17 protein-coding genes are annotated in these 25206 nt (G+C 35.1%); 10 read left to right on the top strand and 7 right to left on the bottom strand.

Annotation, left to right across the window (positions count from 1 at the left end; genetic code table 11):
• Positions 1-151: 151 nt before the first annotated feature.
• From ABID42_RS14495 to ABID42_RS14485, 3 genes are all read right to left on the bottom strand, one after another.
• A complete protein-coding gene (locus tag ABID42_RS14495) occupies positions 152-2104 on the bottom strand; it encodes a RagB/SusD family nutrient uptake outer membrane protein (RefSeq protein WP_367284260.1) in 1953 nt (650 codons plus the stop codon).
• Positions 2105-2122: 18 nt separating this feature from the next.
• Positions 2123-5272 carry a SusC/RagA family TonB-linked outer membrane protein gene (locus ABID42_RS14490; RefSeq protein ID WP_367284259.1) on the bottom strand — a complete coding sequence of 1050 codons (3150 nt, stop codon included), beginning with the start codon at positions 5270-5272 and terminating at the stop codon, positions 2123-2125.
• A gap of 761 nt (positions 5273-6033) precedes the next feature.
• Complete coding sequence (locus ABID42_RS14485; RefSeq protein ID WP_323259828.1) at positions 6034-6345, bottom strand: winged helix-turn-helix transcriptional regulator; 312 nt, start codon at positions 6343-6345, stop codon at positions 6034-6036.
• Between the two features lie 141 nt (positions 6346-6486).
• Here ABID42_RS14485 and ABID42_RS14480 point away from each other — a divergent pair, with 141 nt between their 5' ends.
• The 4 genes from ABID42_RS14480 (at position 6487) to ABID42_RS14465 (ending at position 8933) form a co-directional block, all read left to right on the top strand.
• Positions 6487-7242: an SDR family NAD(P)-dependent oxidoreductase gene (locus ABID42_RS14480; RefSeq protein WP_367284258.1), complete on the top strand. Its 756-nt coding sequence runs from the start codon at positions 6487-6489 to the stop codon at positions 7240-7242.
• Positions 7243-7506: 264 nt separating this feature from the next.
• Positions 7507-8037, top strand: a complete 531-nt coding sequence (locus tag ABID42_RS14475; RefSeq protein ID WP_367284257.1) for a TetR/AcrR family transcriptional regulator — start codon at positions 7507-7509, stop codon at positions 8035-8037.
• A gap of 87 nt (positions 8038-8124) precedes the next feature.
• The gene (locus tag ABID42_RS14470) at positions 8125-8301 is read left to right on the top strand and encodes a hypothetical protein (RefSeq protein ID WP_367284256.1); all 177 of its coding nucleotides are present in this window, start codon (positions 8125-8127) and stop codon (positions 8299-8301) included.
• An 8-nt stretch (positions 8302-8309) separates the two neighbouring features.
• A complete protein-coding gene (locus ABID42_RS14465) occupies positions 8310-8933 on the top strand; it encodes a pyridoxamine 5'-phosphate oxidase family protein (RefSeq protein ID WP_367284255.1) in 624 nt (207 codons plus the stop codon).
• A gap of 166 nt (positions 8934-9099) precedes the next feature.
• On the opposite strand, the gene ABID42_RS14460 is transcribed toward ABID42_RS14465, so the two are convergent.
• The 4 genes from ABID42_RS14460 to ABID42_RS14445 all read right to left on the bottom strand — a co-directional run bounded on the left by ABID42_RS14460 (position 9100) and on the right by ABID42_RS14445 (position 14993).
• Positions 9100-11724 carry a TonB-dependent receptor gene (locus ABID42_RS14460; protein WP_367284254.1) on the bottom strand — a complete coding sequence of 875 codons (2625 nt, stop codon included), beginning with the start codon at positions 11722-11724 and terminating at the stop codon, positions 9100-9102.
• 173 nt (positions 11725-11897) lie between these two features.
• Positions 11898-12596, bottom strand: coding sequence for a LytR/AlgR family response regulator transcription factor (locus tag ABID42_RS14455; protein ID WP_367284253.1), 699 nt, complete (start codon positions 12594-12596; stop codon positions 11898-11900).
• The gene (locus tag ABID42_RS14450) at positions 12586-13626 is read right to left on the bottom strand and encodes a sensor histidine kinase (protein WP_367284252.1); all 1041 of its coding nucleotides are present in this window, start codon (positions 13624-13626) and stop codon (positions 12586-12588) included. The genes ABID42_RS14455 and ABID42_RS14450 overlap by 11 nt, the downstream gene beginning before the upstream one ends.
• 20 nt (positions 13627-13646) lie before the next feature.
• Positions 13647-14993, bottom strand: a complete 1347-nt coding sequence (locus tag ABID42_RS14445) for an ATP-binding protein (RefSeq protein WP_367284251.1) — start codon at positions 14991-14993, stop codon at positions 13647-13649.
• 366 nt (positions 14994-15359) lie between these two features.
• On the opposite strand from ABID42_RS14445, the gene ABID42_RS14440 reads away from it, so the two are divergent.
• From ABID42_RS14440 to ABID42_RS14415, 6 genes are all read left to right on the top strand, one after another.
• The gene (locus ABID42_RS14440; RefSeq protein WP_367284250.1) at positions 15360-16037 is read left to right on the top strand and encodes an RNA polymerase sigma-70 factor; all 678 of its coding nucleotides are present in this window, start codon (positions 15360-15362) and stop codon (positions 16035-16037) included.
• 57 nt (positions 16038-16094) lie between these two features.
• Positions 16095-17099 carry a FecR family protein gene (locus ABID42_RS14435; RefSeq protein WP_367284249.1) on the top strand — a complete coding sequence of 335 codons (1005 nt, stop codon included), beginning with the start codon at positions 16095-16097 and terminating at the stop codon, positions 17097-17099.
• An 81-nt stretch (positions 17100-17180) separates the two neighbouring features.
• Positions 17181-20474, top strand: a complete 3294-nt coding sequence (locus ABID42_RS14430) for a SusC/RagA family TonB-linked outer membrane protein (protein ID WP_367284248.1) — start codon at positions 17181-17183, stop codon at positions 20472-20474.
• 16 nt (positions 20475-20490) lie between these two features.
• Positions 20491-22188 (top strand): RagB/SusD family nutrient uptake outer membrane protein, encoded by a 1698-nt coding sequence (locus tag ABID42_RS14425; protein ID WP_367284247.1) that lies wholly within the window; start codon positions 20491-20493, stop codon positions 22186-22188.
• A 107-nt stretch (positions 22189-22295) separates the two neighbouring features.
• A complete protein-coding gene (locus ABID42_RS14420; protein WP_367284246.1) occupies positions 22296-23705 on the top strand; it encodes a family 43 glycosylhydrolase in 1410 nt (469 codons plus the stop codon).
• Between the two features lie 97 nt (positions 23706-23802).
• The gene (locus tag ABID42_RS14415; protein WP_367284245.1) at positions 23803-25167 is read left to right on the top strand and encodes a glycoside hydrolase family 28 protein; all 1365 of its coding nucleotides are present in this window, start codon (positions 23803-23805) and stop codon (positions 25165-25167) included.
• Positions 25168-25206 lie beyond the last annotated feature (39 nt).

Raw genomic sequence — 25206 nt, 5'->3', positions numbered from 1 at the left:
ATATAGCTCTGAGAGATATTCAAGATTTAATGACAAAAAAGGTTTTACAGAAAGAAAATGTTGGGATAAACTAAAAGATAAATCATCCCGAATTTTGGCAACAATTGTCCAAAATTCGAGATGATTTATCTTTATATACCTTTACACCATTTTAGTACCCAGCATTCTGCATCGCTTGCTTTTGTGCAGGACTTAATGCTGAACCATTACTGTAAATCGCATCAAGGAAGGTTTGAGGAATAGGTCTCAATACATGATAATCCTTGATATATGTTACGGCTTCTGGGTTATAAGCTTTTGCTCTTGCTACAAGCGTCTTGGTTCTACTTAAATCTTCCCAGCGGTGGAATTCTCCACAAAGCTCTCGGGTTCTTTCGTTTAATACCAAACACAATAGTTTATCATAAGTAGATGTATAGCCCAACTTATTAATCACCGCTACATCTTGGGCAGGTAAATTGCTTGCACTCTGAATTTCAAGTGCTGTTGCTTCACTTGTCGTTGCAATATTATTCGATTCATAATATGAGTTTTCTGTCATGTATGAATTCAAATCTGGATTCGGAACTAAAGCAGACACTACATAAGCCGCCGCTCCGTCTGTATAGAATGAACGGTCTTCGCCAGCTTTGTAAGCAGCTCTTTTTCTAACTGCATTGATGTAAGGTAAAGCTGCATCGAAAGACCCTTGTCCAAGATTAGCTAAACGAATCTTGGCTTCTGCTGCCATTAAATACGTCTCTGCTGATCTTGCCAAAATCTCATCTCTTGTTCCTCTGGTTTCATTAATAGCCAAACGTGCTCCATCAAAATGTTTACTTAACGATGGAAATCTAACATCTGTCAATAAGCTTTTACCGTCTGAAGCATGCGCCACAAATACAGATGGTATCGTCTTTTTCGTTTTTGAATACACAATTTCATCTACATACTTGGTCTTCGTAAAACGGGTATCACTTGGACTATTGATGACATACATAATTCCTAAATCACCATTCACATATTTCCCACTTCCTTTGTTGGTTCTGTGCTTAGTTCTAAAACTCTTCCAGAATCTTGAATCATTTACTTGGTCGAAAACATCATAAGTAAAATACGTTGGGGCTAAACGACTGTAGGGTCTCATTCCTGTTAAATCTCTTTGCATATAAGGCATGTCGTCGTAACGTGCAGTAAATACAAGATGGTTGAAATTGAAATTCGTAGCTGTTAAATCTCCCGTGAACTGAGCTGATAGAATTAATTCAGATAAAGATTCATTCGCTCCATTGGGTTTATTATAAGCCCAAATATCCCCAAAATTTGTTGCTAATGGATGTCTGGCTATTACTTCATCTGAAAGACTTACCACTTTGGCAAGGTCAGCCGCTTTCGTGGATGTATTCCAAGCATCATTAATTTCACTCGCTCTTGAAAGATAGGCTTTAGCCAAATAATGTGCCGCCGCATCTTTGGTCACTTTTGCTGGTGAAGCCCCTGTATTATCCAATAACTCATAGGCTTTCGTTAAATCATCAATAATCTGGGCATATACTTTATCCGCTGTAGCACGAGTGAACTCTAGTTCTACCGATGTACTAACGGTCAATTTAATGGGAACCCCTCCATATTGACGAACCAATTTAAGATAGTTATATCCACGGAAGAAATACCCTTCTCCTAATGCCGTTTTCTTAATCGCATTATTGGTTGAAGTAATTTCTGTAGCAGATTTGATAATCTGATTGGCTAAACCAATCCCAATATAATAAGTATTCCAAGCAGCGTCTGCAGCAACTGTATTGGCATTTGAAACCGTAACAATTGATTTCAAACCTCCATCATAATTATTCCAAGTACCATTTGAAGCGTCTCCACCTACATGGAATTCATCTGTACCATAATTGGTCGTACTAAACTGCATTTCGGTACTGAAAGGTACACTTAATACTTGGTTATAAGTTCCTACTACTAAGGATTGAATCCCAGCCTCTGTATCATAGTAAGCCGAACCCCTTCTGGTGGTAAGTTCTTCATCAAGAAAGGTATCATTACAGGAGATATTCGCAAAAGTTGCGACCATGAAAAATCCTGCTTTTATATATTTTAGATATGTCTTATTCATTTTGAATTTGTTAAAACGTTAAAAATCAACATTGATACCCATTGAGAAACCCTTGTTCCAAGCAGAATTTCTTAGGTCCATGTCTATCCAGTCGATGTTATTGAAGATCATTCCTGGGTTCAATGCTTGGAAGTAAACTCTCGAATGGCTTAAGCCAATGCTTTTTGAAAACTTATCAGGTAGATTATAACCTAATGAAATATTTCTGATTTTAAGAAACGAACCATCTTTGTAGCCTAAAGTCAAAGAATAAGGGTCGCCAGTTCCTGCTGTATAAATTGGCTTCTGATAATCGGAATTCGTGTTTACTTCAGTATAGTAATTAACTACTCGTTGGTTGAAACGACCTGTAAGACCTTCACCACCTGTATTAAATAAGTAACTTAATCTTCCGTATAAGAAAATAGAAAGAGAAAATCCTTTGTACTCAAAGTTGTTTGTCAAACCCACTAAGAATTTAGGAATGGTACTACCAATGATTACTCTATCATTATTGGCATCAATTTTATAGTCTCCATTTTGGTCAACTGGTCTTGATAATCCTGCTGAAAAGTTCTGACCATTCGCATTAAACTTAGCCATTTCTGCTTGGTCTGTGCCTTTCCAAATGCCGTTTGATTGATAGCCATAAATAACCCCTTGGCTTTGTCCGATAAACCAATTGTTATTGATATCATCTACTTTTCCATTAGCCAATGTTACAATATGATTATCCTGCCAAGATCCATTGAAAGTAGTACTCCATTCAAAGCCTCCTTTACTAAGGTTTACAGTATTCAAAGTAAGGTCAATCCCTTGGCTGGCGGTTTCACCTACGTTGGCATAAGTATTAACAAAACCTGTGACCGATGGAATCGTCTTCAACAACAATAAATCTGTCGTACTAGAAGTATAATAATCTAAACTACCCGTAACTTTTCTCTTAAAAAGTGAGAAATCAATCCCATAATTGAATTGGGTGGTTTTCTCCCAAGTTAAATCTTGGTTGGCTAAAGTCGTTAAGTTCACTACTCCAGAAGTAATCGTTCCTCCGAAGGGATAGAAAATAGGACTCAAACCACCTTTTGTTGAATATGGGTCAATCGCTGAGTTACCGGTAACACCCACTCCTGCTCGTACTTTTAATAAATCAACCCATGTCAGATTAGACATAAAACCCTCATTATTCAATCTCCAACCCAAAGCAGTACTTGGGAAAAATGCCCATTTATTACCTTCTGATAATTGAGATGCTCCATCATAACGTCCTGAAACGGTTACCAAGAATCTGTTATCAAAATCATAATTGATACGTCCCATGTAAGAAAGGATTTGTCTTTGTACCAAGTTTGAATTCCAAGAGGTCAAGGGTAAGTTACTCGTTGACAAAGCATTCCATTTCTGGCTTGAAAAAGGAACATTATCTGCTCCCATACTACTTTGCTCATAGTCATATCGGGTCTGAGTTTGAAGAGCAGTAATACCAATTTGGTGCTTATTGTTTAAGGTTTTATTATACGTTAGCATGTTGTCTAAGGTATAAGACATCGTTTGGTCTTTAATCAAAGCCGCATAACTTGAGCCTGTTCTTACGACAGAATTAGCATCAAGATATACTCCATCTCTGTTCACTGAAATATCTGGACCAAAATTGACACGAAATTTCAAACCCTCTAATGCTTTTGTGAAACCTCCAAAATTAAATTCTGAATAGAAACTACCGAAAGCTCTTAAATTAATCCGTTGATCTTGAGAATAATTTTCTTCATTCACAATGGTTTTAACAGCGTCATCTCCACCCGGTAATTCTACTCTTTTTCCTGTGGCATCAAATGGAACGGCATAACTAAAAATAGCTCTTGAACTTTCATAAAGCCCTGCAGTATTTACGTTATTGTTTCTACCAACTGTTGACTGTCCAAATTCTTGAACAGAATAAGCTGTATTCAACGTTCCCCCCATCGTAAACCAATCCGTGGGCTTTATATCAATACTCAATTTCCCTGAATAACGCTTATAACCTTGTCCTTTTACTGTTCCTTGATTATCAAGGTAACCAAATGAACCATAAGCTTTCATTTTTTCACTACCACCACTAACACTCAATGTATGTTGAGCCGTTAATGAGGTTTGAGTAATCATCCCTACCCAATCTGTAGTTTCTACTTTTGAGCCATCCCATGTTCCGCCAGCCCAGCCTTTTTGGATATTAGCCCAAGCAGAAGGGTCTGATGTTCCAAGAAAAATATCTTTATCATTCGCCTGGGTAGGTTGGTCCCCACGAGGAAAGACCGCTGGATTTGCATAATACTTTGACCAACGTCGGTAATCAATATACTGACCTGCATTCATTAGCTCAGCCCTGTTCTGCAAGGTTTCTGTTGTGTATGCTGTATTATAACTCAGTGTGTATTTACCATTCTTACCACGCTTAGTCGTAACAATAACAACACCATTAGCACCTCTGGAACCATAAATAGCCGTTGCAGAAGCATCTTTTAATACGTCTATCGACTCAATATCGTTGGGATTGATATTCTCGATACCACCAGAAATCAAGGGAATACCATCTACAACATACAAAGGCGAATTCGAAGCTGTAAGTGAACGAACTCCTCTAATAGAAACACTACCAACGGTACCAGGACGTTCGTTTGATGAAATATCTACACCAGCAGCTTTTCCTTGTATTCCTTGCAAGGCATTACTAACAGGTCTTTGATTGATTTCTGCCGAACTTACACTAACAATTGAACCTGTAACATCAGATTTTTTTCGCTCGCCATAACCTACTACAACTACTTCTTCTAATGCCTTAATATCATTTACAAGAATAACGTTAATCACTGTACGTGAGCCAACGGTTACTTCTTGTGTTTCATAACCCGTCGAAGAAATCACCAATACCGTATTACCATCTGGCACATCTAGTTTGAACGAACCATCGGCAAGCGTTATAGTCCCCTTCGCTGTGCCTTTTATCTTAATCGTTACACCGGGCAGTGCTTCGCCATCGCTACTGGTTACTTTACCCGTAACGGATAAAGCAACTCCTGATTTGCTTGTCAACCTTTTCGAATTGACCAAATCAACACTTTTGCTAGGGACAAGATGTACTTTTCCCTGAACTTGAGTATAGCCACTAGCTAACGCCATCAGCACACTCACATTTAGTAATTTTTTAAGCATCAAATTTATATTTTAAAAAGTGAAACAGTTTTAAAAAGACTCAAATACATGATTTATTTAATATTTTTTTGTCTTTTTTGTAAAAGTATTCTCTTGAAAATACTCAACCTTCATGGGGCGTCCTGTAAAAATGGATGTATATTAAAACCTAATACATTATTCATTAAATACAGAAAAAACTTTATTTATTTCAAATATGCAATTTTCAAGAGGTTACATTTATGTCTCTTTGATTCGTATTTTGTAATATTTTAAGCTTTCTCTTCAATCAAAAAATAGCCAACCTCCAAACAAATAAAAGCAACCAACCCAACAAATGGATAGTGGTGATACAACTTGTTATTTTCAGAAACAGGATGAAATTTATTGCATTTGCGTGTCATCCATCGTTGAGGAATTATTACTTTTCTTGAATAAGCTCATATTCATTTTCTCGAATCGAATAGAAAAATTCAGGTGAACAATTTGCGGCTTTGTGATTCTGTATGTAATACATAATTACGACTACCTGTATTGTCATTTACAATTAATAGTAAGAACAAATCGGTAGATTCCTCTACCGATTGAGTTGTCATTGCAGGTACTTTTTCTTTTTCAAGAACCCTTACTTTTTACCGCCACATAGCGGAATTAATTCTTCGGTCGGGCGTGAATTTAAAGATATTTGATAAGTATCAAAAAGTGACTATTCCTGTCTTTTGCTCTTGATTCGTAGCAATCATTCTGACAAAAGCCATTATCACAATTCATAAACAGAAATACTATTTCCCAATTATCTCCAAACGATGTTTTATGCCCCAATCCGTCAGGTTATTGATGATTGTTTGCAAAGATTTACCATGTTCAGTAAGCTGATATTGAACTGTAATGGGTTGTGTATCCAAAACGGTTCGTGTTATCAACTTGTTGGTTTCTAATTCCTTTAGTTCTTTACTCAACATTTTGTTAGAAATGCCCACTACATCATTCAGAATATCCGAAAAACGCCTCTTATTATAAAAACAGATAGACGAAATAATGGATATTTTCCATTTGCCATACAGTACATCCATTGAGTCCTGAATAGCCATCATATTTTTTTTGTTTTGTAAACACTGATTTTCTTCCATAAGTTACTTTGTTACTTGTAGGTTACTGTTACTTTTAGTTACAAAGTTACAACAATATACAAAAGAGACATAGCTTTGCAGCGTAAACTTTAAGAGAATTAAAAAATGAACAAATTAGAAAACAAAATAGCCATTATTACAGGTGCTTCCAAGGGAATAGGTGCAGCAATTGCAACGCATTTCGCAGCTGAAGGAGCAAAAGTGGTTGTAAATTACGCATCAGACAAAAATGGAGCTGAAAAAGTAGTAAAAACGATAGCAGATAATGGTGGTACTGCAATTGCTGTTCAAGGTGATGTATCAAAAACCTCAGATATTGTGAAACTTTTTGAGGAGACTAAAAGTACTTTTGGCACTTTAGATATTTTGGTAAACAATGCAGGTGTTTATCCAGCAGCCTTTATTGAAGATGTTACAGAAGAAACATTCCATAAACTATTCAATATTAATGTGTTAGGCTCAATTTTGGCAATTAAAGAAGCTGTTAAGTTGTTTGGAAATGCTGGTGGTGTAATTATCAACATTAGTTCTGGAGTTAGTACAACACCACTACCAATGATGGCGGAATATTCGGCAACAAAAGCTGCATTAGATGCTATTACTATTGCTTTATCAAAAGAATTTAGTGGAAGAAATATCCGAATCAACTCGCTTTTACCGGGTGGAGTAGAAACCGAAGGTACAAGAGCTGCAGGTATTACAGGTAGCGATTTAGAAAAAAGCATCATTGCCAAAACACCACTAGGTCGCATTGGGCATCCTGACGATATTGCCAAAGTAGCTGTATTTCTTGCTTCAGACGATTCTGCTTGGATTACTGGTGAAAAAATTACAGTTGCTGGTGGTTTGTACGGTTTATAAAAAACCTAATGTAAATTTGAAGCCACAGGTATATATTATCTGTGGCTTTTTTTACTAATTATAAAAGAATATTAAATAAAATCTACCTAAGTATTGAGCTGCGTTTGTTGACTTTACATTGCTGTTTTAAAAACAAAAATCAATTCAAAAACCCTATTGAGATACAATTTTACCAAGCAGAAAAATAATTTCTCAAAAAAACAGACAAGTCTGTATGTTTTTAAAGATTTTCAATTATATTTGTTACGTAATAAAAAGGAAATAATGGAAACCAAAAAAAACATAGAAAATACCGCCTCAAGATTATTTTATGGACAAGGTTATAACTCAACTGGAATCAACCAAATAATAGCTGAAGCAGGCATTGCCAAAGCTAGTTTATATGCTCATTTTCCTTCAAAAGTTGATTTACTGAAAAGCTATTTGAAAAATACTTCCATTAGTTCAAACGAGGTTTTGAGAAGTATAATCAACCAAAAACAAACACCACAAGAAAAGGTGCTTAGTATCTTTGATTTTTTGGTCGAATTTTCAAATGAAACAAATTTTAATGGTTGCCATTTTTTAAATATTGCAGCCGAAATTCCACAATACAACGAGGACATACTTTCTTTAATCCAAGCTCAAAAGAATAAAATTCGTGAATTGTTTGTCGAAATTCTTGAGCCAATTCATCGTGAAGCTCTTGCTGATGAATTGTACATATTATTTGAAGGGGCTTTGGCAAGCAGTAAAGTTTTTAAAGAAAACTGGACTATTGAAGCTACTCGCAGAATCGTAGAAAAGCTATTATAGTTTTTTATTCAAAAGAAAAAACAGACCTGTCTGTTTTTAAAACATATTTTCAATATTAAGAAACATTTCTAACACAAAAAGAAAGCAATGGAAATTACAGAAACGAAAACCGAAAAAATAGACTTAGCAACATTATTAGCGACTCAGTCAAAACAAGTTCAACTTCTTAATAATGATGAAGAAGTTGTTATTCCTGACGAATGTGGTGATACTTTATGGGATAAAGTTTTGGCACAATATGAAAAAACAGACACACATAAATAATTAAAACTATGGCAAAGAATTTTGCAGAAATCGGATTTAGCTCGGCTGCCCAAAAATTACAAGAGCAATTTGGTAGCAGAGCCAACTATGCTCGTATGGAAAGACAAACGATATACGAAGGACTAAGCAAATATGAACAACATTTTATTGCTCAAAGAGATAGTTTTTATATGGCAACAGTTGGTGAAAATGGCTTTCCTTATATCCAACACCGTGGTGGACCAAAGGGCTTTTTAAAAATTTTGGATGAAAATCGGCTGGGATTTATTGACTTCAAAGGCAATATGCAGTATATCTCGGTTGGGAATATGGCAACTAACAACAAAGTAGCCTTATTTTTAGTAGATTATCCAAACAAAAAAAGATTAAAAATATATGCCAAAGCCGAAATTGTAGCTTTGAAAGATAACCCAGAATTACATCATTTACTTGATTTAGAAGATTATAAGTTTCGCCCAGAACGCATAATGGTATTCCATATTGAGGCCTACGACTGGAATTGTCCGCAACATATTACTCCACGATTTACAATTGAAGAAATAGAAGAAGTTTTACAACCTCAATACCAACACATCAAAAAATTAGAAACAGAAATTGCCGAGTTGAAGGCTAAATTGGGTTTGATTGAATAATTTAATTCTAATTCATTAATTCTTTTCTTCATTCTTTTTAGTAGAAAAAGTTTAGTGCTTTTATTATTTCACGTAGCCATTTCAGGACAGTACCACAAATAAAAACCACCAACCCAAAAAGGGAAGGTGGTGATATAATTTGTTACTTCCAGAAACAGGATCGAATTTATTGCATTTGCATGCCATCCATTGTTGAGGAATTATTACTTTTCTTGAATAAACTCATATCCATTTTTCCAAATCGAATCGAAAAATTCAGGCGAACGATTTGCGGGTTTGTGATTCTGTAATATGTCTGAGTAAAACCTTCGCCAGTTGATACTTGGGTATTACCTCTGGTTTTGAAAATATCATTCACCGCAAGCGTAATCGAAGCTAAATCATTTTTCAGGAAAGTCTTCTTAATCGCAATATCAAATCCATAGAAAGGCTTGATATATCCTTGTGAAGAACTTTGTGCTTGACTCATCGGCGGGCCACCCATACCTTGATTTTGGGTTATTGGTAAATTTGTTTTGCCTTGATAATCACCCGAAAGTTGAATTACCCATTTTTTAGGAAGACTCAAATTATTATTCAATTTACCAAAAACAGTCCAAAGTGCTTCGGTCGCTAAACCTTTGTCGATATTATCAATATTGATTTTTGAATTGTAAAAATTAATATTTGCTGTAAAATCCCACCACTTCACAATCTTGTTGGTATAAGTAAATTCTGCTCCATAATTAATACTTGAATTCGCATTGATATAAGTATTAATCAGGTCAAGTTTACCACTTATTGGGTTTATTTCTTGATTCAAATATCTGGTTATCAGATTATTGGTATGTTTATAATACACCGATGTCAAAAACGTAGCTGCACCTTTGGATTTACTGTATGAAAACTCACTTGAAGTAGTAAATTCTGGAACTAAATCAGCATTCCCACGAGTAATGTTTAAACTATCACTATAATCCACAAAAGGAATCAATTGAAAGAAATTCGGACGATTTACTCTACGTGTTACACTTAATTGAATTTGGTCGGTTTGAGTTAGACTTTTACTTAAAAACACCGAAGGAAACAGACTGATTGGATAACGATTACTGAATTTTTCACCTGTATTCAATAATTTTCCATCATAAGCAGAGCTTTCGCCTCTCAATCCAACTTTGTACGAAAACAACTTTTTCACTTTTCCTGCCAATGATAAATAAGCAGCATAAACATTATTTTTGCTTTCGTAATTGGTTGAAGCTGAAGTAATGTTTTTGTAAATATCGCTTCCTACAGCTTTCAGGCTGTTGTCATTTATATTTGAAAGTTCATTGATCTGGAGCCTAACACCTGTTTCAAGTGTAATTTCATTCTTTAAAGGCTTTACATAATCGGTTTGGAAAGTAATAAATTTATTACTCCCATTTCCTATATTTTTCTGAATCTGTGTACCTGTAATCTGGCTACCATTTAGGTAATTGGTTGAATACAAACCATCGTTTTTGTTTGTTCCTCCAAAATATGTAAAATCGGCTGTAAGCTCCTCTCCTGCTTTTGCAAAAGTATGTTTCAAGCCCATTTGTCCGCCTAAAGGCTTAAAGCTACGATTGGAATTAGAAATTCTATTGCTATAACTTGTATAACCATTGGTAGTATTTTGTATATCAATATCTTCTGATGGTTTGAATTGCCCACCTCCTAAAATTCCTGCAATTGAGAAACTTGTTTTGTTAGTAATGTTATAATCTAAACCCAATCTTGAAAAAGTAATCGAACCTTTTGTTTTACTTGAAATATCTTGATAAACATTCGAGTTTACTCCTCCAATTGTACTAATACGTTCACTATAACCATTGGTATTATTTCTCATGTTGAAGTTCATCACCATCAATGAAAGATTTACTTTCTTTTGTTGAAGATTGAAACTTCCCATAAGATTTGAACCACCAAAACGGTCGGCTCCGCCATTGATAAATCCATTATAACCATTGCGTTTATTCTTTTTCAGTACTACATTGATAATCCCAGCCATACTTCCCGAAGCATCGTATTTTGCGGAAGGATTGGTAATTACTTCTACTTTTTCAATAACATCTGCTGGGATTTGGTCCAAAGAAAGTGTTGTGGGTCTTCCATCAATAAAAAGTGTTGGAGCGGCATTTCTAACTTTCACATTGCCATCAATATCTACTTGTACAGACGGAATATTTCGCATTACATCCACAGCAGTACCGCCAGCAGTCACGATGTTTTTATCTACATTGAAAGTCTTTTTATCAATGTCCATTTCAACCAGTGCTTTGGTAGCTGTTACTACAACTGCATCCAACATTTTGTTGTCAGTATCAAGTTTTAATTTTCCTAAATCTTTTTCAAAACCCGCCATAAATTTCGCCATCATAGCTGGGTCTGGTTGTTGGCCAGGCTTTGGTGGAGCAAAACCTCCATCCATTTTAGGGAATTGAAATACAATTGGCATTTCAAGTGTTTTGTACCCTACTGAACTAATTTTTAGTTTCAACCGTCCCATTACTGGTAAATCTTTGAAACTAAATTCGCCATTCATTTCTGTCTGTAATGCCTTTACTAATATATCTTTATTTTGTTTTGAGGCACTGTCTTGAACAGTTTTTAACACTACAATTGAAGCAAATTCAACTGCTTTTCCTTGTTCATCTACTACTTTCCCGATAATTTTTCCGAAGTTCATTTCAGGAGTTTTTGCTCCTTTGGCGGGTGTTCCAAATGGCATTTGAGCCATACTTGCTATTGAAATCAATACTGATAATAAAGCAGATAATAATATTTTCATTGCGTACATTATTTTAGTTGAACTAAGTTTATTGACGTATCAAAAAACTTGCATCAAAGGTGTACAAGATGATTGATACAATCAACGATTTGTATAGCAATGAATACCAAATGTATATCTATGAAAAATGATGAGTAGTTTTCGTGAACCGAAATGCGTGTTTAAGGAAGATTTTACTCTGATAAACTCTTAATACTTGCCACATATTTTTTTCCGACAGGTAATTCTATTTTGGACAAAGAAATCTTCGACTGATGAAAACCCGTGATCTTTTGTTTATTGATAATGTAAGAATTATGGATTCTAACAAAGTACTTTTCAGGAAGTTTGGCTTCCATTCCTCTCAGGTTACTGCGTGTCATCAGCGGATAAGCTCTATTCATTAAATAAATCTTAACATAATCTTTGAGCCCTTCAATGTAAATAATTTCACTAAAAAGCAGCTTTACTTTTTGATACTCCACACTGATAAAAATATAATCTTCTTCGTTTTCTTCGCTAAGTTTTTCCCGCAATCTGAGTTGGTCTTCCACTTTTTTCAGCGCAATCGCCAACCTTTCCTTACGAATTGGTTTCATTAAATAATCAACAGCATTTAATTCAAAGCCTTCTAAAGCATATTGATGATACGCCGTTGTAAAAATAACTAAAGGCGGATTTTCTAAGGTTTTGATAAACTGCGTACCCAACATTTCGGGCATTTGAATATCCGAAAAAATCAAATCGACCTCATTCTTTTGTAAAAAATCAGGTACATCTTCTGGACTATTAAATTTCTCAAGAATCTCTATATTGGCAAAATCCAATAAATCATCTTCCAGAATATTCAAAGCAAATGGTTCGTCGTCTATTAAAATACACCTAATTTTCATCTAACATCAGTTTTAGTGTTACTTCAAAATAATCTGTTGTGTGATTGATATTCAGTTCATGCTTGTTCGGATATAATAATTCCAGTCTTCGCTGAATATTAGTCAGCCCGATTCCTTCGTTGTGAATCATCGTTTTCTTTAGAAGTATTTTATTTTTTGACTTGAATAAAATGCCATTGACTATTTTCTTGAATTCAAAATGAATATCTGGAGCATTTTTGCTATCAATCCCATATTTGAAAGCATTTTCAACAAAATGAATAAATAATAAAGGCTCTATCTGAAAATTATGGATATTTTCATCCACGTTAAAAGCGACAGTTCCTTCAATCGGTAAACGGAGTGTTTGTAATTCAATAAAGTTTTTTAAATGCTCCAATTCTCTGTTAAATTCTACTTTATTTCCTTCTACCTCATACAGAATATACCTAAGTATTTCAGAAAGTTTCATGACAGATTCTTCTGATAATTCAGATTTTTTTCGGATTAACCATCTGATATTATTGAGCGTATTAAATAAAAAATGTGGACTAATCTGCAATTTTAGCATACTTAGTTCAGCCGCAGTCTTTTCAAGTTCTATTAGTTTGTTGAGTTCTTTTTGCTTCGCTTGTTCTTCATAAAGAAATAACATGGTACTGGTTAAAATACATAATGAAAACATGATGGTAGGACCAATTATCAAGCGAATAAAAAATATATTTTGTTCTTCAATCTTTTTGTACCCTTCTACAGGACTAAAATGAATGGTTAAATAATTAAAGAAAATGTAAATTGCTAAAAGTATGAAAATTAGTACGGTAAACTTGATTCTTCTTTTCTCAAAGAAGTATTTTGGAGCCATAAAATTGATATTCAAATAGAATGTCGTGGCTATAAAAAGAATGTTTAGAAAATGTGTTTTAACAAAATAAAAGTTAAAATCACTGATTTTTTTGGGTTCGTATAAGTATCCAATAAAAGGCAAAAGCAATAGAATCACCCAAGTGATGATATGCGATAAATACGGTTTTACAAATCTTTTTATCATGTTGATTGAATGATTAATGGTTACTCTTTTCTAACCGTAGAAATGGCATAAAGCGGATATACATCAATGGGCGGATAGGTAGAGAAGTTTTCTAAAGAAAGTCGAATACCTAAATCTCGTTTTTTTTCTTTTAAAAACATAAACATACTTTGCATTGCTCCTTTATTCGAGGCTTTTATCTCTAAAGGCACAATTTGTTCGCCTTGCTGAATAACATAATCTATTTCTGCATTACTGTTGGCGTTTTCTCGATGCCAATAATATAAATTTTCTTGTTGCAAAGGATTGCCATATTTCAGATATTCTAGTCCAACAAACATTTCAGCGATTGCTCCTTTGTTGATAGCATCAAAATCATTTTGAGCTAATAACTTTCCGGCATCCAAGCCTAAAATTCTTTGATAAAGTCCTGTGTCTAATAAAATAAGTTTACGTTTTTTTTCGTCTAGCTCCGCTCCTAGCGGAATTCCATTGGCAGAACTATGCGTTACGGGAATGACCAAACCCGCCATCATCAATAATTGAACCGCCTCCTTGATTTGTACAATACTTGTTTGAGTTGCCGCTTTGGTATAAATAAACTTCCCTCCTGTTTGCTGTATGATGGCATCAAAAACTTCTGAAATTCTCATAGAAGGTACTCTTTTTTTATACTTGGCAAAATCTGCTTTGATTGAAATGATTAAATCATCCAAAACAGCTTGTACTTCTAATAAGCTACTTCCTTTGGCATATTGAGCAACGGCTTCTGGCATTCCTCCTACTATCAGAAATTTCTTAAAATATTCTGTCAGTTTTTGATGAAAAGGCAAAGCCAAAGGATTTGTTGGGCTTGCTTGTTTTTTCAAATTGATAAGTCTTTGTTCTCCTAAACTTCCTAAAAATTCATCAAAAGAAAAGGGATAAACAAAAACAGACCGCACCCTACCAACCCCAAAAGATGGCAGCTGTTCTAATGCAAATTCTAATAATGAACCTGCTGAAATAAGATGTAGCGCTGGCATTTTCTCATAAAAAAAACGAAGAGATGAAATAGCAGGCAAACACATTTGAATTTCATCAAAAAACAATAAAGTCTTACCCGGAATGATGGGAGTGTTGAAGTATAAAGATAAATTTTCACAAATCGTTTTGGGGTCAAGATTTCCATTAAAAAAAGCTTGTACATCTAAAGATTCTTCAAAATTGATTTCAATATAATAGTCAAAATGCTTTGACAATTCCTGTACAGCTGTCGATTTTCCAACTTGTCTTGCTCCACGAAGCATCAGTGGTTTTCTATCAATTTGGTTTTTCCAATCAAGTAAAACCTTGTCTATTTCTCTTTCAATATGCACTTTCATCATTTTTCGTACCCGTAAATTCATTACAAATGTGAAAAATAGTAGGCATAAAAACAATTTAAAAGTAATTTATAGGCATCTAAAATCATTTTTTGAATATAATACTGGTTTTAATCATGCTGAATAAATGGTTTTTCATTAGCTCATTACTTTGCATTTGTAAGAAACAGGTAGATATTCTATCGTTTAATCTTTTTGCTATTGTATAGTGATAGTAAAAGACAGATACAATCTATTTTTTGAACATCTATTAAAAGATAGTTTTCTTAAATTTATAGAAATGTTAAAATTTTTATAAAAAATATCCTGTTTGAGTTAAGGGTTTTCAATTAGCAATTGTGTCTTATGGTTCAACTGGTTATTAACCAGTGTACGGTTAATCAAAAAGATATGCAGATAACAAGCAATTGCGAACCTTACACAGCGACCGAAACAGCACTTTATTCGCCTATGAATGTACCGTCACAGGATGATTGGAAGCCTCAGGCTTCTGACCAAGAGCTTTTTATTCGGCAAACATTTGAAACAAACGCTCGGTTAGGCTGTGAATTGCTTTTCCGCAGGTATTATGTTGATTTGTGTAGCCACGCCGCAAGATTTGTAGGGTCTAAAGCAATCGCTGAAGACTTAGTTGCTGATATATTTTGTCAATTTTATGAGCAACAGGTTTTTAGTAGCATTACCAGTTCATATCGAGCTTATCTCTATAAAACGGTACGAAACAGGGCTTATAATTATGTTCGACAAACTTTTCAGCGTGAAGTAGAACTTGATGAAGCACAGTTTCAAGCTACGGCTGAAACATTACAGCCTGATTCAATTACTGAGTATGACGAACTTTATCAAGACGTAGAAAAAGCTATTCAATCATTACCCACACAGCGTAGGCGCATCTATTTGATGCACCGTTTTGAGGGGAAGAAGTACGGAGAGATTGCCGATGAACTTGGGCTTTCGGTTAGAACGATTGAAGTCCACATCAGATTAGCTAGCCATACTTTGCGTGAACTTTTGAAAAGACGTTGGTTTCTTCTGGCTTTTTTCGGGACTTATCTGATTTTTTTTTGAAATAAAATTAAGGGATTTGAAACACCAATTGTGTCTTCCTTTTAAATACAACCTGACATGAACCAATTTGCCAATAAACAACTCATTTTCGATTTCTTAGCTGGTAAAGCAACTGCTCATCAGCGGAAGCAAATTGATGAATGGTATCAAAACCCACAGCATCAAGAACTATTTTATGAGTGGCTGGAAGAATGGGAACAATCGCACTTACAATTCGTAGCCGATAAACAACAAGCACTCAATCGTTATCATCATTTTTTAGACAATACTCAACTTAAAAATACAGTAGATAACGATAAATTACCTACTCCAGAATTTTCGTCGTCACGCCGTAATTGGTTCGTTTGGACATTAGCGGCCTCGTTGGTTATTGTTTTGGGTTGTTGGCAATTTCAAAATCAATTGCTGAATTACACCTACTCAACAGCTTATGGACAAATCAAAACCATCAAATTATCGGATGGAAGTCAGGTAACACTTAATGCCAATTCAGTATTACGAGTACCTCGCTTTGGTGGCAAAACACGTGAAGTAAAGCTAGAAGGAGAAGCTTTATTTTCTATTACTCATACTGCTCAAAACGAGCGATTTGTAGTAAAAACCGATAATGGAGTTGACGTCGTTGTATTAGGTACAGAGTTTTCTATGTTCGCCAGAAAAAGAGCAACACAAGTTGTATTACAAAAAGGTAAAGTAGAGTTCCATTATCAGCAATCTAATCAAGACCATAAGCAAATTACTCTTAAACCTGGCGACCTAGTTTCGCTAGAAAAAGATGGCACTATTCGGTTAAAGCCAACGCTTCAACCAACCAATTATTCTTCTTGGCGTGACCACCGTTATATTTTTGAAGAAACAACTTTGAAGGAAGTTGCGAATTTATTTCAGGAAAATTTTGGGATAAAAATCAAAATCCCTGACCCTAAAATTGCTGCTTTAAGTATATCTGGAGCTTATCAGGCTCAGACTGCGGATGAATTAATAGCGATTATTGCCGAGGTACTAAATTTACAAATCACTAGAGAGGGCGACGAGCTACTACTGTCGTCCAATCCTATTTAACCATTTTCATTTATGTTTACAAATTTTACTAAGCTCCAGGCTATTTGTCTGGTAGTAGGGCTGACTGTTTCCAGTCAGTTAATGTCAACCCCACTCTCAAAATTAATTCAAGCTACCAACTCCAAAGTTAAACCACTTGAAGAACCTACTCGGTCGCTAGTAGATGTACTGCAAGACTTAAAACAGCGGTATAGAGTAGATATTCTTTACGGAGATCAACTTGTGCGTGGAAGCCTGATGGTACAGACTCGTTTGCTCAATCAAAAAAACAGCATTGAAGAAAGTCTAAAAATTGTACTGAAAAATACAGGACTGCAATTCCGTAAAGTAAAAAATGGTTCGTATTTAATAATTGGACAGTCTAAAAGCCCAAAACTAACATCAAGTACGCAAAATTATACTGAATTACCATCCGAAAATCCAGTATCAGGAACAACATCAATTAGTAACAACACAAGCCTGAAAGAAACTTCTTCTGCTATCAATACAGAACATACCATAGCAGGAAAGGTAACGGGCGAAAATGGCGAAACATTACCGGGTGTCAATATCGTATTGAAAGGTACTACTCGTGGAACATCCACAGATGGCGACGGAAAATATCAGATAAATGTCCCTGAAAAAGATGACAATATGCTGGTTTTTTCGATGGTGGGCTATGCTACTCAAGAAGTAGTGGTTGGTACTCGTACTATGGTTGATATTCAGTTATTACAAGAAAAAAAGCTCCTTGAAGAAGTAGTAGTAATTGGTTATGGCACACAAAAGAAAGCCGATGTTACTGGTGCTATTGCCTCAATCAGTTCAAATGTCATTGCAAGAGCTGCTACACCAGACCCAACAGGAGCTTTGCAGGGACAAATGCCTGGAGTGGTTGTGGTAAAAAATGTAGGAAAGCCAGGAAGTGGTTATAATATTAATATACGAGGTACCAGCTCGATAGGTGGTTCAAATTCTCCTTTATATGTTATTGATGGTATTCCTTCTACTTCTGGTTTAAATGAATTAAATCCAGCAGACATTGAAAAAATAGATATTTTAAAAGATGCCTCAGCCACGGCAATTTATGGTTCTAGAGGTGCCAAAGGAGTCGTAATTGTCACAACAAAAAGAGGGAAATCTGGAAAAACAATCATTTCATACGATGCTTATACAGGTATAAGAGCCCCAAGACATTTACCACAAATGTTTAGTGGTAGCGAATATGTTGCTTATCGTACCGAAATGTTTAAGGCTCAAGGTAAGGATATTTCTCGTAACAATACCTTGTTTTTTACACCAGAACAATGGAAGAATATTGATGAAGGAAAATATACTGATTGGCCTTCACTCCTACTGAAAAATGGTATCCAAATGAACCACAACATAACAGCAAGTGGTGGCGATGATAAAACTCGCTTTGCCTTAAGTGCTGGTTTATTGCAAGAACAAGGAAATGTTGACCCAGAAGATTTCAAACGATACACCCTCCGTGGAAATGTTGACAGACAGGTTAACGATAAGTGGAAGATTGGTTTAAGTTTTTATTTATCTCAAAATTTACAAAATTTGGGTAGTTCAGAGTCTTTACGCTCTGCTTATCGCCTTCCTCCAATCACTTATCCTTATGATAACTCAGGTGCATTGGTATATAGAGTATATGGAACCAATACTGTAACAAACCCATTTTTCGACCAACAAAACGAAATTCGTCAAAATCGTAATTTCAGGACCTTTGGAAACCTGTATGTACAAGTACAACCAATTGCAAACCTAACGTTAAAATCAACAATATCGCCCAATTATTCTGCTTCTAGGAGTGGCTATTATTATGGACCACTTACCAAGCAAAGCCTGGGCGGTGCTGTACCTACTCAAGCTAACAATAGTACTTCAGAACAATTCACTTGGGTCTTGGATAATCAGGCAATTTATGAAACAAGTTTTGGAGAACATAAACTAACCGCTACTGTTGTACAAAGTTTACTGAAAGACCGTTTGGAATCGAATACAATCACTGTTGAAGGACTTCCCTATGCCTCTTTATGGTATAATTTAGCAACGGGCAACAGAGTCCTTAACTATGGTTCTGGCTATACATTATCTACTTTAGCCTCGGCAATGGGACGTATTAATTATAGTTATAAAGATAAATATCTTTTAACTGCAACAAGCAGATGGGATGGCTCATCGAGGCTGGCAGAAGGAAACCAATGGGGATTTTTCCCTTCCGCTTCTTTAGCTTGGCGAATATCAAATGAAGAGTTTTTAAAAAATGTTTCTGCCATTAACGATTTAAAGTTAAGACTCAGTTATGGTATTACTGGTAATGACAGAGTTGAGCCCTACTCTACACAAGCAATACTTGGACAAACGTTTTACGATTTTGGTGGAACAATTGCGCCAGGATACGCCCCTAATCAACTACCCAACAAGAAGTTAACTTGGGAAACAACTCGTGAAATTAATGTTGGATTAGATTTTAATTTAGTCAATGGACGTATCTCTGGAAGTATAGATGTATATGATAGAAATATTGATAATATACTCTTGAATCGCCAGTTACCAGCACCATCAGGTTGGAACTCCATCACTGATAACATTGGTAAATTAAGAAACAGTGGGATAGAAATTGGTCTAAGTACTGTCAATATCAGAAGAGGGAAATTTTCTTGGAAAAGTGATTTCGTCTTTGATTCAAATAAAAATAGAATACTTGAGCTAAGCGGTGGGAAAAAAGATGATGTTGGTAACCGTTTATTCATTGGTCAGCCAGTACAGGTAAATTATGATTATGTTTTTGATGGAATTTGGCAACTCGACCAAAAAGACGAAGCAGCAAAGTATAATCAAAAACCGGGGCAAATTCGTGTGAAAGACCTTGATAATAATGGTGTTATCAATGCCAACGATAGACAAATTATTGGTAAAAGAATACCAACTTGGACGGGGTCATTCTCAAATACTTTCCGCTACGGAAATATTGATTTATTCGTAATGTTATATACTCGTCGTGGGGAACAATATGCTAGTTCATTCGATGCCACTTTGATGAACTACAATTCGGATTTTAATCAAGTTAAGATAGACTACTGGACTGCCACAAATCCATCTCAAACACATTTTCAGCCGGGTAATCCTGGTCCATATACTGTAATACCTACCTATCGAAATGTTGATTTTACAAGGATAAGTAATATCACTTTAGGATATAATTTGCCAGACCACTTAGTTAAGAGACTCAAAGTAAACAACTTAAGAGTCTATGCTACGGCTACTAATCCGTTTTTATTTACCCAATATGAAGGCTTTGATCCTGAGTGGCCAGCGACAAATACTTATGGAACAGCAGTAAGCTCTGCATCCTACATATTTGGTGTCAATTTTTCATTTTAATGTCAAATAATCAATCATGAAAAAGATATATTGTCTATTAACGACTATACTAACAATAGGAATGGTTTCCTGTAAAGATTTTCTCAAAGAAGAAAACTTAACTGGAATAACGAGTGAAAACTTTTATACCAATGCCGCTGGTTACGAAGCATTGGTCAATTCATGCTATGCCTCTTTGCGTGATATTTATGATATCAATCCAAGCTTGTTTGAATGGGGAACGGACATTACAACAAGAGGAGAAATCGAAGCTGTAAGTGGTACTGTTGGCGACCTCGTAGTTCGAGCTACTGGCATCAATGAGTACAAAACGTTATCTACTGATAATTCAGCCGTAAATGATTTTTTCTCTGCTGCTTACGCAGGCATCCAACGTTGTAATACTGCCATCAATAAAGCCAATAGTATTCCGGGCTTAACAGAAAGCCTGAAAAATAAACGTGTTGCTGAAGTACGATTTATCAGAGCCTACTATTATTATTTACTTGTTGAAAATTTTGGGGGAATTCCAATTGTACAAGATGAAATCAATACACCAATTACTCATTTTGTACCTAATTCAGAACAAGAAGTATATCAGTTTATTATCGAAGAATTGAACAAATCTTTACCTGAAGTAGATGTAAGCTCTTCTGATTTTGGAAGAATTACGCAGGGTGCTACCAAACACTTATTATCACTTGTTTACTTAACTAGAGGTTATAAAACCTTCGCATCGAGTACCGATTTTGCTAAATCTGCACAATTGGCTGAAGAAGTTATTAGCAATGGAAATTATACATTACTTTCTTCTTTTGCAGATGTATTCAAGGCTGATAATCAAAAAAATAAAGAAATTATTTTCTCTATTCAATACGATGCAAGCAGTTTAAGAAATAAAACAGTAGGGAACGGGCAGAATTTGTTCTTCGGTTGGCGTATATTTCGAGAACCAGGCTTTTATGACGGTGAAGTTGCTACTTATAACAGAAGAATTTCGGATTTTATGCCAACACAATTTTTATATACTTTGTACAATACAGCCAAAGATGCTCGTTATGATGCTACTTTTTTGAGCCAGTTTTACGCCGTGAAAGATGATAAATTAGGAACAACAACAATAAAAAAAGGTGATTTAAGATTTTATTTTCCATATCCAGATCAACCTTTTACTAGTCAGGATTCTATCGCTCTTAAAACAGCCAATCCTAATGTTGAAATCGTGCGATTTAACAAGTGGAAACAAGATTTTCAAGGTATTGGTGGTGCTTTAAAATTCCCTATGATTAATAAGTTTTTTGACCCACAAGCCATGCCTCCTGGAAACCACGAACGTGCTTACAGCAATACAAGAGATATTTTTATTTTCAGATTCGCTGAAACCTATCTGATTGCCGCCGAAGCTTACTTCAAAATGGGACAGTTGGACAAGGCTTCCGAAAAGCTCAACCTTATTAGAAAACGTGCCACCAAAGCTGGACAAAATTTGAACATTGCATCAAGTGATGTAAGCATAGATTTTATACTAGATGAACGAGCAAGAGAACTAGCAGGAGAATACAAACGCTGGCTAGACTTAAAACGTACTCGTAAATTAAACAGAGCATTTGAACAAAATATTTTAACCAAAATGGCAAATCCAAGCGGTGTAATTGACAAGTATTATCTTCGTCCTATACCACAATCTGTAATTGACAGAGATTCAGAAGGCTATCCACAGAATCCGGGTTATTAATTTTTTAGTACAGAAGCAAAGAGAACAGAACTCTTTGCTTTTTGTGCTAAATATAAGTTTGACAAAATACTTCTTTTGAATCATTATTGGACATATCCAGAACTATTATGAAAATATTATTACCTATCCTTTCAATCCTTTTCATATTAAATACTCCAGCGAAAGCTCAAAAGCAAGAAGCCTATCAAGCTATTCACTCTGGAATACCTTGGTTTGATAACCAGAAAAATATTGTTAGTGCCCACGGAGCATGTATTGTGAAAGAAAACAATCGCTTTTATTTTTTTGGTGAGAAACATTCAGACAGCAGTAATGTCTTTACTGGTTTTAATTGTTATTCTTCTACAGACCTTTACAATTGGACATTTGAAAGTATTGCTTTGCCTGTACAAAATTCAGGTAGATTAGGTTCGAACAGAGTTGGCGAACGAGCAAAAGTAATGAAATGCCCAAAAACAGGAGAATTTGTGATGTTCATGCACACAGATAGTACTAATTACAAAGATCAATGTCTTGGCTATGCTACTTCCAAAACAATTACTGGACCTTATGTTTTCAAAGGTCCATTACTTTTCAATGGAAATTTAATTCGTAAATGGGATATGGGGACTTTCCAAGATAATGATGGCTCCGGTTACATTTTAATACATGGTGGTGAAATTTATAAACTCAACGACGATTATAAAAGTGTTGTAAAACAAGTGCATAAAAATATTTCATCTGGATTTGAATCCCCGACGATTTTTCGAAAAGATAGTACTTACTACTTTTTAGGTTCTCATTTAACAAGCTGGGAAAGAAATGATAATTATTATTATACAGCCAATTCGCTAGAAGGTCCTTGGACATTTCAAGGGCTTTTCGCACCACAAGGCACACTTACTTGGAACTCGCAAAGTACTTTTGTACTTCCAATAAAAGGCTCAAAAGAAACAACTTATATGTTTATGGGTGACAGATGGTCTTTCCCTCGACAAGCTTCTGCGGCAACTTATATTTGGCAACCTTTTATGATTGCTGGCAATTCTTTGAGCCTTCCCTCCTACAAGGATACTTGGAAGATAAACTTGAAAACAGGAGTGGTTACTTATCCAAAGGATACCCAAAAAGTAATCAGTCATGCTGATAAAAAATCAATTACTTATACTGGACAATGGCAAAACAATGTTTCTGATACTTTAAACATCCAATATTCGAATGAGAAAGGAGCAAGCTTTTCGGTAAATTTCACAGGAAAACAAATTGGCTTTTATGGTTTACTTCGTCCTGATGGCGGTTATGCAAAAGTAAATGTTGTGAATAGTAAAGGTAAAAAAGTGTTATCTGCTTTGGTTGATATGTACTGCAAATATCCAATAGCATCATTGGTTTTTCTATCACCATCTTTACCAAAAGACAAGTATCAATTAACAGTAACGGTTACAGGTGAACACGGAACTTGGTCTGATAAAAGAAAATCAAATTATGGCAGTAGCGATAATTTTGTGTCTCTCAGTAAAATCATTATTAACGAATAAATGTATTATCTTATCAAATAGGTAAAAGTAGTTTAAGCGTGTTGTTGGCTTTAAACTAAAATATCAAGTTTTATCAAATATCATACTCTCAAAATTTATGAAAAAAGTATCCTTCTTTTTAATCGCTGTTACAATCCTTTCTTGCCTTTCTTTCAAAGGCAAATGCCAAGTGCCTTCTTTTGATTATCTGAATGTCAAAGCTCCTTTTGATATGCCTAAAATTAAAATTCCAAATTTTAGTAAATGTCAAAAGTTTTTGATTACTGAATTCGGTGCTGAGCCAAATGACAAACAAAAAACCTCAAAAGCTATTGAACAAGCTATTTATAAAGCCAATCAGATTGGAGGGGGAATTGTGATTATCCCAGCAGGAGAATGGAAAACGGGAAAAGTACACTTCAAAAGTAATGTTAATTTACATTTAGAAAAAGGTGCTATTTTAAGTTTTTCGGGAAATCCAGAAGATTATCTCCCTGCCGTACACAGCACTTGGGAAGGAATGGAATGCTATAATTACTCTCCATTGATTTATGCGTATCAATGTAAAAATATTGCGATTACTGGACAAGGAGAAATAAAGGCAGAAATGGATACTTGGAAAAAGTGGTTTGCTCGTCCGAAAGCACACATGGAAAGCTTGAAAAGATTGTACAATTTATCGGCTAAGAATATTCCTGTTACAGAAAGACAAATGGTAAATGATACGGCAAATCTTCGTCCACAATTTGTACAGTTCAATCGTTGTGAGAACATTGTATTGGAAGGAATTTCTATCACAAACAGCCCATTCTGGACAATCCATCCTTATTTATGCAAAAATATAGTTATCAGAAATATCAAAGTATATGCACATGGACATAATAATGATGGCGTTGACCCTGAAATGACGCAAAATTTATTGATTGAAAACTGCACTTTCGACCAAGGAGATGATGCCATTGCCATTAAATCTGGGAGAAATCAAGAAGGTTGGAGAATTAAAGTACCTTCAAAAAACATTGTAATCCGTAATTGTAATGTAAAAAATGGGCATCAATTGCTGGCACTCGGTAGCGAATTGTCGGGAGGTATCGAAAATGTATTCATGGATAATTGTAATGTAGTAGATGGCGCAAAATTGAATCATTTAGTATTTATAAAAACCAATGAACGCATGGGTGGATATGTAAAAAATATTCATATTTCTAATATCACTTCAGGAAAAATAGACCTTGGCATTTTGGGAATAGAAACCGATGTGTTGTATCAATGGAGAACTTTAGTTCCTACTTATGAAAGAAGACTCACTCCTATTCAAGACATTTATTTAAAGAATTTAAAAGCGACGAACGTAAAATTTATTTCAAGAATTTTAGGTCAAAAAGAACTTCCTATCAAAAATGTATCGCTAAAAAATGTTTCAGCCGATTTGGTGGCAGACAAGAAAAACATTCATGAAAATATTGTGAATTTTACAGAATAACTGAAAAAAGAACAGCTTTTATTAATCTAATAAAACAAA

Origin of the sequence: Arcicella rosea (assembly GCF_040543805.1) — a bacterium.
Classification (GTDB): domain Bacteria; phylum Bacteroidota; class Bacteroidia; order Cytophagales; family Spirosomataceae; genus Arcicella; species Arcicella rosea.
This window is presented reverse-complemented; position numbering and strand designations above follow the sequence as displayed.

Bases quoted from the DNA above. Each gene is read 5' to 3' on its own strand.
- ABID42_RS14495 (WP_367284260.1), bottom strand. From the start codon at position 2,104: ATGAATAAGACATATCTAAAATATATAAAAGCAGGATTTTTCATGGTC.
- ABID42_RS14490 (WP_367284259.1), bottom strand. From the start codon at position 5,272: ATGCTTAAAAAATTACTAAATGTGAGTGTGCTGATGGCGTTAGCTAGT.
- ABID42_RS14485 (WP_323259828.1), bottom strand. From the start codon at position 6,345: ATGATGGCTATTCAGGACTCAATGGATGTACTGTATGGCAAATGGAAA.
- ABID42_RS14480 (WP_367284258.1), top strand. From the start codon at position 6,487: ATGAACAAATTAGAAAACAAAATAGCCATTATTACAGGTGCTTCCAAG.
- ABID42_RS14475 (WP_367284257.1), top strand. From the start codon at position 7,507: ATGGAAACCAAAAAAAACATAGAAAATACCGCCTCAAGATTATTTTAT.
- ABID42_RS14470 (WP_367284256.1), top strand. From the start codon at position 8,125: ATGGAAATTACAGAAACGAAAACCGAAAAAATAGACTTAGCAACATTA.
- ABID42_RS14465 (WP_367284255.1), top strand. From the start codon at position 8,310: ATGGCAAAGAATTTTGCAGAAATCGGATTTAGCTCGGCTGCCCAAAAA.
- ABID42_RS14460 (WP_367284254.1), bottom strand. From the start codon at position 11,724: ATGAAAATATTATTATCTGCTTTATTATCAGTATTGATTTCAATAGCA.
- ABID42_RS14455 (WP_367284253.1), bottom strand. From the start codon at position 12,596: ATGAAAATTAGGTGTATTTTAATAGACGACGAACCATTTGCTTTGAAT.
- ABID42_RS14450 (WP_367284252.1), bottom strand. From the start codon at position 13,626: ATGATAAAAAGATTTGTAAAACCGTATTTATCGCATATCATCACTTGG.
- ABID42_RS14445 (WP_367284251.1), bottom strand. From the start codon at position 14,993: ATGAATTTACGGGTACGAAAAATGATGAAAGTGCATATTGAAAGAGAA.
- ABID42_RS14440 (WP_367284250.1), top strand. From the start codon at position 15,360: ATGCAGATAACAAGCAATTGCGAACCTTACACAGCGACCGAAACAGCA.
- ABID42_RS14435 (WP_367284249.1), top strand. From the start codon at position 16,095: ATGAACCAATTTGCCAATAAACAACTCATTTTCGATTTCTTAGCTGGT.
- ABID42_RS14430 (WP_367284248.1), top strand. From the start codon at position 17,181: ATGTCAACCCCACTCTCAAAATTAATTCAAGCTACCAACTCCAAAGTT.
- ABID42_RS14425 (WP_367284247.1), top strand. From the start codon at position 20,491: ATGAAAAAGATATATTGTCTATTAACGACTATACTAACAATAGGAATG.
- ABID42_RS14420 (WP_367284246.1), top strand. From the start codon at position 22,296: ATGAAAATATTATTACCTATCCTTTCAATCCTTTTCATATTAAATACT.
- ABID42_RS14415 (WP_367284245.1), top strand. From the start codon at position 23,803: ATGAAAAAAGTATCCTTCTTTTTAATCGCTGTTACAATCCTTTCTTGC.